Origin of the sequence: Streptomyces sp. NPDC007929 (assembly GCF_042959065.1) — a bacterium.
In the GTDB taxonomy this organism is placed as follows: domain Bacteria; phylum Actinomycetota; class Actinomycetes; order Streptomycetales; family Streptomycetaceae; genus Streptomyces.
In genome coordinates, this window is sequence record NZ_JBIBKD010000017.1 from 51,060 (window position 1) to 62,901 (window position 11,842).

11 protein-coding genes are annotated in these 11,842 nt (G+C 71.5%); 4 read left to right on the forward strand and 7 right to left on the reverse strand.

Annotated features, from left to right (window positions below; translation table 11 throughout):
- Nucleotides 1-115: 115 nt before the first annotated feature.
- Nucleotides 116-364, forward strand: a complete 249-nt coding sequence (locus ACFZDE_RS37025; RefSeq protein WP_107057822.1) for a hypothetical protein — start codon at nt 116-118, stop codon at nt 362-364.
- Here the strand turns inward: ACFZDE_RS37025 and ACFZDE_RS37030 are convergent.
- Entirely contained in the window at nt 327-1,499 is a 1,173-nt protein-coding gene (locus ACFZDE_RS37030) for an acyl-CoA dehydrogenase family protein (protein ID WP_391004972.1), read from the reverse strand. The genes ACFZDE_RS37025 and ACFZDE_RS37030 overlap by 38 nt on opposite strands.
- Before the next feature lie 328 nt (nt 1,500-1,827).
- Between ACFZDE_RS37030 and ACFZDE_RS37035 the strand changes: the two genes are divergently transcribed.
- Nucleotides 1,828-3,093, forward strand: coding sequence for a glycosyl hydrolase family 18 protein (locus ACFZDE_RS37035; RefSeq protein WP_391211682.1), 1,266 nt, complete (start codon nt 1,828-1,830; stop codon nt 3,091-3,093).
- 52 nt (nt 3,094-3,145) lie between these two features.
- Here ACFZDE_RS37035 and ACFZDE_RS37040 read toward each other — a convergent pair whose 3' ends face one another.
- The 3 genes from ACFZDE_RS37040 to ACFZDE_RS37050 all read right to left on the reverse strand — a co-directional run bounded on the left by ACFZDE_RS37040 (nt 3,146) and on the right by ACFZDE_RS37050 (nt 5,485).
- Nucleotides 3,146-3,802: a TetR family transcriptional regulator gene (locus tag ACFZDE_RS37040; RefSeq protein WP_391004968.1), complete on the reverse strand. Its 657-nt coding sequence runs from the start codon at nt 3,800-3,802 to the stop codon at nt 3,146-3,148.
- Nucleotides 3,803-3,877: 75 nt separating this feature from the next.
- Nucleotides 3,878-4,018: an SCO1431 family membrane protein gene (locus ACFZDE_RS37045; RefSeq protein ID WP_391211694.1), complete on the reverse strand. Its 141-nt coding sequence runs from the start codon at nt 4,016-4,018 to the stop codon at nt 3,878-3,880.
- 90 nt (nt 4,019-4,108) lie between these two features.
- On the reverse strand, nt 4,109-5,485 hold the full coding sequence (locus tag ACFZDE_RS37050) for a C39 family peptidase (RefSeq protein WP_391211701.1): 1,377 nt from the start codon (nt 5,483-5,485) through the stop codon (nt 4,109-4,111).
- 194 nt (nt 5,486-5,679) lie between these two features.
- Between ACFZDE_RS37050 and ACFZDE_RS37055 the strand changes: the two genes are divergently transcribed.
- Together ACFZDE_RS37055 and ACFZDE_RS37060 are read left to right on the forward strand one after the other, a co-directional pair.
- Nucleotides 5,680-6,336: a uridine kinase gene (locus tag ACFZDE_RS37055; RefSeq protein WP_391211706.1), complete on the forward strand. Its 657-nt coding sequence runs from the start codon at nt 5,680-5,682 to the stop codon at nt 6,334-6,336.
- Between the two features lie 430 nt (nt 6,337-6,766).
- On the forward strand, nt 6,767-8,626 hold the full coding sequence (locus tag ACFZDE_RS37060; RefSeq protein WP_391212035.1) for an AAA family ATPase: 1,860 nt from the start codon (nt 6,767-6,769) through the stop codon (nt 8,624-8,626).
- An 89-nt stretch (nt 8,627-8,715) separates the two neighbouring features.
- On the opposite strand, the gene ACFZDE_RS37065 is transcribed toward ACFZDE_RS37060, so the two are convergent.
- From ACFZDE_RS37065 to ACFZDE_RS37075, 3 genes are all read right to left on the reverse strand, one after another.
- Nucleotides 8,716-9,798 (reverse strand): CNNM domain-containing protein, encoded by a 1,083-nt coding sequence (locus ACFZDE_RS37065; RefSeq protein WP_391211714.1) that lies wholly within the window; start codon nt 9,796-9,798, stop codon nt 8,716-8,718.
- Entirely contained in the window at nt 9,795-11,129 is a 1,335-nt protein-coding gene (locus ACFZDE_RS37070) for a CNNM domain-containing protein (protein WP_391211721.1), read from the reverse strand. The genes ACFZDE_RS37065 and ACFZDE_RS37070 overlap by 4 nt, the downstream gene beginning before the upstream one ends.
- Nucleotides 11,130-11,376: 247 nt before the next feature.
- Nucleotides 11,377-11,832 carry a PH domain-containing protein gene (locus ACFZDE_RS37075; protein ID WP_391211729.1) on the reverse strand — a complete coding sequence of 152 codons (456 nt, stop codon included), beginning with the start codon at nt 11,830-11,832 and terminating at the stop codon, nt 11,377-11,379.
- Nucleotides 11,833-11,842: the final 10 nt, after the last annotated feature.

Below are 11,842 nucleotides of genomic sequence, written 5' to 3' on the forward strand. Positions count from 1 at the left end.
CGGCCCGCAGAACGCCGTGGTGCGGTTCAGTGTGCCCGGGGCCGTGCGCGGTACTGAACGAACGCCCGATTCCACCATCGGGTGACCTGTCCGGGCTCTGCCGCGTTGCCCTGGTATGACCCCCATCTCCTCAGCGACCGGGCGTCAGCGCCTCCTGTACGTCCCGCCGCCCGCAGAATCGGTTCGGCCTACGCCGCCCCGCTATCAGGACCCGCCGATCTACCGGGACTTGATGCGGACCTGGGCCGAGGGCGGCCGCACCCTTCCGGGCCGTCACGACCCGGAATGGATGCGGCTCGCGGCCCCCTGGCGGGGCCTTGACCAGTTCAGCGTTCCTCTGGACCCACGAGATGGCGGGCGATGACCATCCGCTGGATCTGGTTGGTGCCCTCCACGATCTGCAGCACCTTGGCCTCGCGCATGTAGCGCTCGGCCGGGAAGTCGGCGGTGTAGCCGTAGCCGCCGAGGATCTGCACGGCGTCGGTGGTGACCCGCATCGCCGTGTCCGTGCAGTGCAGCTTGGCCATGGCGGCCTGCTTGGCGAACGGCCGGCCCGCGTCCTTCAGCCGTGCCGCCGCGAGGTAGAGGGCGCGGCCCGCCTCGATCTGCGTCGCCATGTCGGCGAGCATGAACCGCAGTCCCTGGAAGTCGGCGATCGGCTTGCCGAACTGGCGCCGCTGCGCCGCGTAGGTCGTCGCCTCGTCGAGCGCGGCCTGGGCCACGCCGATCGCGCACGCCGAGATGCCGAGCCGCCCCGAGTCGAGCGAGGACAGGGCGATCGCGAAGCCCTGCCCCTCCTCGCCGATGCGCCGGGCGTCCGGGACCCGGACGCCGTCGAAGTGGACCTGGGCGGTGGGCGAGCCCTTCATGCCCATCTTCTTCTCCGGCACGGCCGCGCTCAGCCCCGCCGCGTCGCCCGGCACCAGGAACGCGCTGATCCCGCGCGGGCCCTCCTCGCCGGTGCGGGCCATCACCGTGTAGAAGTCGGCGATCCCGCCGTGCGTGATCCAGGCCTTGGTGCCGGTGATCACCCAGTCGTCGCCGTCCCGTACGGCGCGGGTGCGCAGGGCCGCCGCGTCCGATCCGGAGTGCGGCTCGGAGAGGCAGTACGCGCCGAGCATGCCGCCGCCGAGCATCGCGGGCAGGTGCTCGACCTGCTGCTCCTTGGTGCCGTAGGCGGCGAGCGCGTAGGAGGCCAGAGAGTGCACGCTGACGCCGAGTCCGACGGTGAGGCGGGCCGCGGCGAGCTCCTCCAGGACCTGGAGGTAGACCTCGTAGGGCTGGTCGCCGCCGCCGTACTCGGAGTCGTACGGCAGGCCGAGCAGCCCCGACTGGGAGAGCAGGGTGAACAGCTCGCGCGGGAAGCGGCCGGAGTCCTCCTCCTCAGCCGCGCTCGGGGCGATCTCCTGCGCCGCGATGTCGCGGACGAGTGTGATCAGGTCCCGGGCCTCCTCCGTGGGCAGTTGTCGGTCCACCGGCTGCGGGGCGCGGTCGGGCATGGCGACGCTCTCCTCCCTGTCGGGCACTGGCGGTCGGGCCCATGGGTGGGGGCGGCGCCGCCGGGTCGTTCTGGTGCCTGGCCGATGCTTGCAGTCCCGGGTCTCGGAAGCTGCTGACCAGCGGCTGTGCGCTGCGAGTATGCCCGATCGGAGGCATCCCGTCACCAGTTAACGACCGCTTACTTCAAGAAATGACCGAGCGCTCCCCGAGCGGCGAAATTGGTCCGAACCATTGACCAACTGGTCTAGTCCTCCTACTGTTTCGCTCCACCGATTCACCGCGTTCATGCCAATGAGCGCGTTCCTCTCCCCCACGAGGAGACACCGGATGCACACCCCCCACCGTTCCCGCTTCCGGGCCATCGTGTCCGCGGCCTGCTGCGCCGTCCTCGGCGCCGGTCTGCTGGCCGGCGCGGGCACCTCGGCCACCGCGGCGACCTCGGCTCAGGAGGCCGCCGCCGGTTCGAAGGCCGCTCCCGGCGCCCGGGCCGCCGGTTCCAAGGTCATCGGCTACTTCACCGAATGGGGCACCTACGACCGCAAGTACTACGTCAAGAACATCGAGACGTCCGGATCGGGCGCGAAGCTCACCCACATCAACTACGCCTTCGGCAACGTCACCGGCGGCAAGTGCGCCATGGGCGACGCCTACGCCGCCACCGACCGGGCCTACACCGCCGCCGAATCCGTCGACGGCAAGGCCGACACCTGGGACCAGCCGCTGCGCGGCACCTTCAACCAGCTGCGCAAGCTGAAGCAGAAGCACCCGGACCTCAAGGTCCTGTGGTCCTTCGGCGGCTGGACCTGGTCGGGAGGCTTCGGCGAGGCCGCGAAGAACCCGGCCGCCTTCGCCCAGTCCTGCTACGACCTGGTCGAGAACTCCAAGTGGGCCGACGTCTTCGACGGCATCGACATCGACTGGGAGTATCCCAACACCTGCGGCGCCACCTGCGACACCAGCGGAAAGGCGGCCTTCCGGAACCTGATGCAGGCGCTGCGGGCGAAGTTCGGCACGAAGAACCTCGTCACCGCTGCGATCACCGCCGACGCCACCCCGGGCGGCAAGATCGACGCGGTGGACTACGCGGGCGCCGCCCAGTACGTCGACTGGTACAACCCGATGACGTACGACTTCTTCGGCGCCTGGGACGCCGCCGGGCCGACCGCCCCGCACTCGCCGCTGACCTCGTACACCGGCATCCCGAAAGCGGACAACCACAGCTCGGCGACCATCGCCAAGCTCAAGGGCCTCGGCATCCCGGCATCGAAGCTGCTGCTCGGCATCGGCTTCTACGGCCGCGGCTGGACCGGCGTCACCCAGGCGGCACCGGGGGGCAGCGCCACCGGCCCGGCGGCGGGCTCGTACGAGCAGGGCATCGAGGACTACAAGGTGCTCAAGACCAAGTGCCCGGCGACGGGGACGGTGGCCGGCACGGCGTACGCCAAGTGCGGCGCCGACTGGTGGAGTTACGACACCCCCGCGACCATCGGCAGCAAGATGACCTACAAGAACCAGCAGGGCCTGGGCGGCACCTTCTTCTGGGAGCTGAGCGGCGACACCGCGAACGGTGAGCTGATCAAGGCGATCAAGTAGCGCCCGGAGTCAGGGGGCGGAGGCGGTCTGTGGCGGGCCCTCCGCCCCTTGCTCATACGCCCCGGCGCGCGGGCTCCGGGGCCCGGAAGGCCGGGTCGAGCTCCTCGATCGCGCGCAGGGCTCCGCCGAGGGTCTTCACCAGCAGCGCGCACATGGTGTCGCGGGGCAGTTCGGGCCGGTCGATCCACTCCAGCGTCGCGCCCTCGACACTGCACACCCAGGCCAGCAGCGCCATCCGCGCCAGCGGTGTGATGTCGACGCGCTCGTAGGCGCCCTCGGCGATGGTGGTCACCACGGCCTCGCGCACCCCGTCGCGGATGGCGTGCACCTCGGTGTCGAACCCGACGCCGCCGCTCACGATCGTGCGGTACGCGGCCTGGTTGTGTTCCGCGTAGCGCAGATAGCTGTCGATGGTGCGCTGGACCCGGTCCACCGGCGGCAGTTCGAGACCGCTCGCCGCCAGGGTGACCAGCTCGGTGACCGAGTCCTGGATGATGGCCAGGTAGTAGCCGCGCTTGGACTGGAAGTAGTAGTAAATCAGCCCCTTGGCGACGTGCGCCTGCCGGGCGATGTCGTCCATCGACAGGGCGTCGTAGGAGGTGTCGGCGAACAACCTCCGCCCGATGGCGATGAGTTCAGCGCGGCGCGCCAGCGAGCGCTCGGTGCCGCGGGCCCGGGGGCGGGCGGCAGGCTGGGGGCTGATATTCAATTTCGACCCTGGTCTCAACGGGCGGGGCGGGACCACCGCAGTATGGCAGGCCCCGCCTGAGCGTCGCGGGTCAGGTCACAGCAGCCCGAGCCGCGTCACGAGCATCGCGACGACCACGACGAGGGCCCAGCCCATGAGGTGCTCGACGAGCTTCGGGCCGTCGTCCCGGGGGCCGCCGGTGCGGACTCGGGTGGTGGTGGCGGAGTGCGCTGTCATGGCTTCTCGCTGGGTCGGTGGTGTGGACGGATTCCCCCGGAGTTCCGTCCACCTTGCCACCGGACGCGGCTTTCGCGGCCGAGAGCTTGCTCACACGCGGACGCCCACGGCCGCCAGGGCCTTGCGCTGGACCGCGCTCGGGCGCGCCGGGAAGTACAGGTAGCAGATGCCGCCGGTGCCCGAGGCGACCTTGCCGGAGGCGTTGTACCGCTTGGTCCGCAGCCAGATGTTCTCGAACTCGCGCCGCCGGTAGACGCGCCGCACGGCCTCGTTGCTCGCCGAGAAGGGGTCGTTGGCGATCACGTCGCCGGCCGCCGTGAAACCGACGACGGTCATCAGGTGCCCGGCCGTGCCGTACCCGGCGCCGGTCAGCTCCTCCTTGAGGAACGACTGGGACGTTATGGCCGGGATGCCCGCGGCGATCAGCGTCTCCAGGTCGGTGAGCGAGCCGAGCCGGGTGACGACGCCCTGGAGGTCCTTGAACGTGGCGGCGTAGGCGGCGTTGAAGGGCCAGTTGCCGCAGCCCGCGTACTGGTAGTCGTAGGTGAAGCGGGCCGCGTGGCACACCTGCGGGTCGGCGTACGCGGGGTCAACCCAGTCCAGCTGCTCGTCGGTGAGCCGGCCGCCCCAGTACTCGACGATCATCTGGGAGGACGTCGGGCTGCACCAGGCCTCGCCGCCGTTGTCGTACTCGGGGTACTGGCCCTTGTGGATCTCCTGCGAGTAGCGCGGGACGGCCAGTTCCTTCGCGAGGCCGGGCGCGGACGCCGGGACGGTGAACCGGTCGGGCACGTCGGAGCCCATGGCGCCCAGCCGCCACACGGTGGGGGTGGCCTTGGTGCCAGGCTGGCGGTAGAGGGTCAGGCGCAGCCGGTACGAGGCCAGGCGCAGGCCGGTCGACGCGTCGTCGAGGGCCAGGGTGTCGGTCCAGACGGTGCTCTTGCCGTCGCTCTGGTCGTCGACCGAGGTGCGCCGGATGTCCTGGTCGCCGGCGGCCCAGCGGGCCATCACGTACCAGGGGGTGCTGGTGCCGTCGGTGTAGGTGCCCTTGATCTCGGCCTTGATCCAGGTACCGGCCGGGGTGCGCGCGTTCCAGGAGACGATCGCCTCGGTCGCGGGGACGGTGAGCCGGTGGACCGGGGAGGTCCAGCTCGCGTACTCCCACCGGGCGGTCCTGCCGGTGTGCGGGTCGGTGTAGGCGGTGGTGCCGGCGGGCTTGGCGATCACCAGGCCCGGGCGGGCGCCCGCGACGGCCCGGGTGCCCTTGGCGGTGCCGCCGGACCAGTCGGTGTACGAGACCCAGGCCCGGTTGTCGACGGTGCGGCCCGGGACCGCCCGGGCGGGGTCGAGGTCGGTCGTCATGGGGGCCTCGGGGTCGGCGGCCGCCGGACCCGCGCCCGCGGTGACGGCGGCGGCGACCGCGGCGGCCAGGACGGTTCTGCGGGACGGCTGTTCTGCTCTGCGCATGGTGGGGACCCCCGGATGTCGGAGTCGGGCAGGTGCGGGGCAGGTCCGTGCACGGTCGGTCGTATCCGTGCGTGCGCCACATATGAGCACAGCCCGCCGTGTCCTGCCAGCACTTCGACGCGCGGCGCGCCCATCAATATTGGCGTCGACCAGTGGCATCGGCGGCGGACCTCGTGGTTAGAGTGCCGACCGAGATGAATCCGTCCTTCCGCCCCGCCCCGTGCCCCGTCGTCCGCGACCTGGCCGCCCGGGTCCGCCGCCTCTCCCCCTCCTGCGGCCCGGTCCGGCTCGTCGGTGTCGACGGGCACGCCGGGTCCGGGAAGAGCACGTTCACCGAGCGGCTGGCGGCGGCCCTGGACGGCGCGCCGGTGCTGCGCCTCGACGACATCGCCAGCCACGACGCGCTGTTCGAATGGACGGGGCGGCTGCTGGGCCAGCTGATCGATCCGCTCTCGCACGGCCGGACCGCGCACTGCGCCCCCTACGACTGGCGGACCCGCCGCTTCGGCCCACCGCACCCGGTCCCGCCCGCGCCCGTGATCCTCGTGGAGGGCGTCGGCGCCGGACGCCGGGCCCTGCGCCCGCACCTGGCCCTGCTGCTGTGGATGGACCTGCCGCGCGAGGAGGCCTGGCGGCGGGGACGGTCCCGGGACGGGGAGGAACAGCGGGAGTTCTGGGACGGGTGGGTTCCGGCGGAGCGCGAGCACTTCGCGGGCGACCCCTCGCGGCCGTTCGCCGACCTCCTGGTGCGCCAGCGAGACAAGGGGTACGAGGTGCTCCCGGGGCCTGCTGCGACGGTTGGACCGGACCAGCCCCTCACGCACGGTGACGGACCGCCCGCAGTGTGCTGAACTTGTGAAGAGCCTTGCGGGACAACTTGCCGGAGTGCTTCAACTCGGCTTGACCGTCGGGCCGTACAGGTCTTACGTTCTCAATGTGCGGCATCGAAGCCGCCCGCAGACGCGAAGCCCCCGGTTGTTCCCCCGTGATCGGGGGCTTCGTTCTGCCCTCTTCCGGTTTTCCGGCCGCCGCGGGACGCCAAGCGCTCACCCTGGGTCACCGTCCCGGTCGCCTCGGCGTCCGCTCCCACCTCGCCGAACGGCCCGTGCGGCACCCTACGGAGGCGCCGCGCACGCAGGTACGATGCCCTCGTCGCGACCTACGGACGGCTGCTTCGCGCTCGGTGCAACTCCGGTCCGTGGCACAGCGGTTCGAGCAGGATGGCCGGCCGGGGGGCGGCTCGTTGGCATACCGACGGGGGCACGGTTCGTGGGGGACGTGATGGACTTCGGCACGCAAGGCCCTCAGGCCCCGGCCGACCTCGCCTGGCTGCGAGGCGTCGACGCCTACACCATGGGCGCGTATCCGCAGGCGGAGGAGGAGTTCCGGGCCGCCGTGCGGATGGACTCCGGGATGGCCGACGGCTGGCTCGGGCTGCACGCGCTGCGCGTCGACACCACGACGGCGCTGCTGCGGATGTTCCGCCACCGGGACCGTTTCGGGGAGCAGCGCACCCGTTACCGCCGCACGCTCAACTCCTGGTACTGGCTCGGCTGGTGGGTGCAGCCGGTGCTGGAGAGCCCCCGTGATCTGCTGCTCGCGCACGCCTCCCACTGGCTGGACGGCCGCCATGTCCCCGAGCTGGACCGGGCGCTCGCCGGCCTGCCGCCCGTCGACACCGATCACCAGGTCCGCTTCCTGCACGCCTGCCGCGCCTATCTGGTCAAGGACTGGGAGCAACTGGTCCGCCACACCGACCCGTTGCTCGACGATCCGATGCTCGGCATCGAGGCGGGGCTGTTCGGCGGCATGGCCCGGGTCCGCCTGGAGATGTACGGCCAGGCCGAACCCCTGCTGTCCGCCGCGCTGATGCGCTGCCGCAGCGAGCAGCCCCAGCGCAAGGAGCTGCGCTACTGGCTGGCCCGGGCGCACGAGGGCACCGGCCGCAGCGCCGCCGCGCTGCCCCTGTACCGGGCCGTGCACCGCGTCGACCCGGCGTTCATGGACACCTCCGCCCGGCTGGCCGCCATCGCCGAGGGCGATGGCTACGACGATGCCACCGGCCTCGCGGCGATCACGCTCACCGGTGCGGGCCAGGACACGGTGGACGGTCCGGACGGGTTCGATCCGCTCTTCGGCCTCGAAGGGCGCGATCTGCGGCTGCCCGATCCCGAGCCGCCGCTCGCTCCCCTGCCGCCGGTGACCGGCCCGCCGGTGCGCGAGCGGACCGGCCCCGTCCCCACGTTGCCCGCCGGGCCCACCGACCCGGCGTTACTGGACGAAGCACTCGCCGAACTGGAGCGCATGGTGGGCCTGGAGCCGGTGAAGCGCCAGGTCAAGGCGCTGTCGGCACAACTGAACATGGCCCGGCTGCGGGCCGGGCAGGGCCTGCCGGTCCAGCCGCCGAAACGCCACTTCGTCTTCTCCGGCCCCTCCGGCACCGGCAAGACGACCGTTGCCCGCATCCTCGGCCGTGTCTTCTACGCCCTCGGGCTGCTAGGCGGCGACCATCTCGTCGAGGCCCAGCGGGCCGACCTGGTCGGCGAGTACCTCGGGCAGACGGCCGTGAAGGCCAACGAACTGATCGACTCGGCCCTCGGGGGCGTCCTCTTCGTGGACGAGGCCTACTCGCTGTCCAACTCGGGCTACGGCAAGGGGGACGCCTACGGCGACGAGGCCCTCCAGGTGCTGCTGAAGCGCGCCGAGGACAACCGCGACCACCTCGTGGTGATCCTGGCCGGCTACCCGGAGGGCATGGACCGGCTGCTCGCCGCGAACCCCGGGCTGTCCTCCCGCTTCACCACCCGCGTGGACTTCCCGTCCTACCGTCCCCTCGAACTCACCGAGATCGGCAAGGTGCTCGCGGCGGAGAACGGCGACAGGTGGGACGAGGAGGCCCTCGACGAACTGCGGTCCATCGCCGGGCACGTGGTCGACCAGGGGTGGATCGACGAACTGGGCAACGGGCGGTTCCTGCGGACGCTGTACGAGAAGAGCTGCGCGTACCGGGATCTGCGGTTGTCGGTGTGCCCCGGGGTGTTGAGCAGGGACGACCTGGCGACGCTGCGGTTGCCGGATCTGATGCAGGCGTATGGAGAGGTGCTGTCGGGACGGGGGCCCGGGAATCCATCGGCGTTGTGAGAAACCGGCGTTGCCGCTGAGGTCGGGTGGGCGCGCAACCCGGCGGAGCGGGGTGTCTCCCCCAGCGGCACGCATGCCCGCAGCTGAGCCTACGTCGCCAGTACCTCCTCCGACGCCCCACTCCTCGGCTCGGTCAGCCTCACCTCGTGCACCTGTCGGTGCGCGGGATCCCGCACCTCACCCACCAGCAGCTCCAGCACGTCCTCCAGGGCGACCAGCCCGAGCACCTTGCCGGACGCGTCGGCCACCTGGGCCAGGTGGGTCGCCGCCCGCCGCATCACCGTCAGGGCGTCGTCGAGCGGCAGCTCGGGCCGCAGGGTCGTCATGGGCCGCCACAGGTGCTGCGGCACCGCCCGGTCCGAGTCCTCAGCGTCGAGGACGTCCTTGACGTGGAGGTACCCCATGAAGGCCCCGGTGTCCGCAGCGACCGGGAACCGGGAGTAGCCCGTGCGGGCGGTGAGCTGGACGATCTGCCCGGGGGTGACCGCCGGGCTGACCGTCACCAGGGACTCCCGCTTCAGCAGGACGTCCGTCACCGGGCGCGAGCCCAGCTCCAGGGCGTCCTCCAGGCTCTCGGCCTCCTCGGGGTCGAGCAGGCCCGCCTGGCCGGCGTCCTCCACCAGCCGGTTGAGCTGCTCGCTGGTGAAGACGGCCTCGACCTCGTCCTTGGGCTCGACGTGGAAGAGCCGCAGGATGCCCTGCGATACGGCGCCGAGGGCGGCGGTGATGGGCTTGCAGAAGCGTGCGAACCACACCAGGCCGGGGCTGAGCCACAGCGCGACCTTCTCGGGAGCCGCCATCGCGAGGTTCTTCGGGACCATCTCGCCGATGACGAGGTGGAAGAAGACCACGGCGGCGAGGGCGATGACGTAGGTCAGCGGATGGATCATGCCGTGCGGCAGGTGGATCCACTCGAAGACCGGCTCCAGCAGGTGCGCGACCGTCGGTTCGGCGACCGCGCCGAGGGTGAGGGAGCAGATCGTGATGCCGAACTGGGCCGCCGCCATCATCTGCGGCAGCCGCTCGAGACCGTAGAGCACCTGCCGGGCGCGGGCGGTGCCGAGCGGCTCGATCTGACTGCGGCGTACGGAGACCAGCGCGAACTCGGCGCCCACGAAGAAGCCGTTGGCGAGCACGAGCAGCGCGGCGAAGAGGAGCTGGAGCACGCTCATCGGACGGCCTCCGCCATGGAGACCACCGGGGCGGTCCGCACCAGCCGGACCCGCTCCGCGCGGTAGTGGCCGACCTGGCGCACCGAGAGCCGCCAGCCGGGCAGCTCCGCCTTGTCACCGACGGCCGGGATACGGCCCAGGAGGTCGGCGATCAGGCCGGCGACCGTCTCGTACGGGCCCTCGGGCACGTCGAGGCCTATGCGCTTCAGGATGTCGACCCGGCAGCTGCCGTCGACGTCCCAGGCGGGCCTGCCGTCCTCCGGCGGCGCGGCGGCCAGCTCGGGCAGGTCGTGGCCGTCGTGCTCGTCGCGGACCTCGCCGACGATCTCCTCGACGATGTCCTCCAGCGTGACGACACCGGCGGTGCCGCCGTACTCGTCGACGACGACCGCGATGGGCTGCTCGCTGCGCAGGCGGGTCATGAGCGGCCGGACAGGCAGCGTCTCGGGGACCAGCAGCGCTGGGCGGGCGATGTGGCCGACGGGGGTGCGCAGGCGGTCCTGCGCGGGCACGGCCAGGGCGTCCTTGAGATGGGCCATGCCGACGACTTCGTCGATCTTCTCCCGGTAGACCGGGAAGCGGGACAGACCGGTGGCGCGGGTCAGGTTGACGACGTCCTCGGCGGTGGCCGAGGACTGCAGGGCACTGACCTTCACGCGCGGGGTCATCACGTGTTGCGCGGTGAGCTCGCCCAGCGACAGGGTCCGCACGAACAGGTCGGCCGTGTCCTGCTCCAGGGCGCCGGCCCGGGCCGAGTGGCGGGCCAGGGAGACGAGTTCGCCGGGGGTGCGGGCGGAGGCCAGCTCCTCGGCGGGCTCGATGCCCAGGGCGCGCACCAGCCGGTTCGCGACGGCGTTGAGGCCGGCGATGACCGGGCGGAACAGCCGGGCGAAGGCGTGCTGCGGGCCCGCGACGAAGCGGGCGACCTGCAGCGGCCTGGACACGGCCCAGTTCTTGGGCAGCAGCTCGCCGATCACCATCTGCACGGCGGAGGCGAGCAGCATGCCGACGACGACCGTGACACCGGAGACGGCTCCCTCGGGGATGCCGATGGAGGTGAACGGTCCGTGCAGCAGCTCGGCGAGCGCCGGTTCGGCGAGCATGCCGACGACGAGCGAGGTGATGGTGATGCCGAGCTGGGTGCCGGAGAGCTGGAAGGAGAGTTCCTTGAGTGATTCGACGACCCGGTGGGCACGCCGGTCGCCCTCGGCGGCGGCCTTCTCGGCGTCGGGCCGTTCGACCGTGACGAGTCCGAATTCGGCCGCTACGAAGAATCCGTTGGCGAGAATCAGCAGGAACGCGGCTGCGAGGAGCAGCAGGGGGGTGGTCATGATGCCGCCGCCTCCACACGGTCGCGTACCTCGGATACGAGGTACGCGCTATGTCGGCAGGGGGCGGCACAGGTACTGCAGGACGATCCGTCCATCGCCGGAGAGGGTCACTCCTCGGTTAGCAGGAGCCCCTGGCGCACCGGGCGGGGCGGCAGGGGCGGAGGCGCGTCCGTTCGCGCCTCCGGAAACAGATTAATCAAGACATGGCCCGATGCGGCAGGGTGACCGCTCGGAGGATCTTGCGGAGTCAGCCCTGACGCTGCTCGGGGTCCGCCGCGGAGCGGGCCTCGACGAGCGCCCGCAGGGCCCGGGCGTCGGCGATCGCACGCTGCTTGGCCAGGCCCGGCTGGATGCCCAGAGCAGGCAGGCTGGTGCCGTCGCTGAGGTTGAGGAACACCCAGGGGTCGCCGGGCCGGAGGGTCACCTGGAGGATCTCCGCCCACTCCAGCCGGCGCTTGTTCGTGAGATTGACGACAGTGACGCCGTCCTCGTCGACGACGACCTTGGGACGCGCCAGGAGCAGCAGCACGGCGTCCAGCAGGAGCGCCGTGAAGACGAAGCTGACACGTTCGCCGGGGCTGAGCTGCTTCAGCAGCATCGCGACCGCCGTGATCACGACGAGGATAGCGACGGCCGCGGTGAGCAGCACCACACGGGTGCTGCCCGGCCGGAACGTGACGGGCAGTTCGGGCAGATCGGACATCGGGTGGCGC

Coding starts and splice junctions, on each gene's coding strand:
- ACFZDE_RS37025 (WP_107057822.1), top strand. CDS start 116: ATGACCCCCATCTCCTCAGCGACCGGGCGTCAGCGCCTCCTGTACGTC.
- ACFZDE_RS37030 (WP_391004972.1), bottom strand. CDS start 1,499: ATGCCCGACCGCGCCCCGCAGCCGGTGGACCGACAACTGCCCACGGAG.
- ACFZDE_RS37035 (WP_391211682.1), top strand. CDS start 1,828: ATGCACACCCCCCACCGTTCCCGCTTCCGGGCCATCGTGTCCGCGGCC.
- ACFZDE_RS37045 (WP_391211694.1), bottom strand. CDS start 4,018: ATGACAGCGCACTCCGCCACCACCACCCGAGTCCGCACCGGCGGCCCC.
- ACFZDE_RS37050 (WP_391211701.1), bottom strand. CDS start 5,485: ATGCGCAGAGCAGAACAGCCGTCCCGCAGAACCGTCCTGGCCGCCGCG.
- ACFZDE_RS37055 (WP_391211706.1), top strand. CDS start 5,680: ATGAATCCGTCCTTCCGCCCCGCCCCGTGCCCCGTCGTCCGCGACCTG.
- ACFZDE_RS37060 (WP_391212035.1), top strand. CDS start 6,767: ATGGACTTCGGCACGCAAGGCCCTCAGGCCCCGGCCGACCTCGCCTGG.
- ACFZDE_RS37065 (WP_391211714.1), bottom strand. CDS start 9,798: ATGAGCGTGCTCCAGCTCCTCTTCGCCGCGCTGCTCGTGCTCGCCAAC.
- ACFZDE_RS37070 (WP_391211721.1), bottom strand. CDS start 11,129: ATGACCACCCCCCTGCTGCTCCTCGCAGCCGCGTTCCTGCTGATTCTC.
- ACFZDE_RS37075 (WP_391211729.1), bottom strand. CDS start 11,832: ATGTCCGATCTGCCCGAACTGCCCGTCACGTTCCGGCCGGGCAGCACC.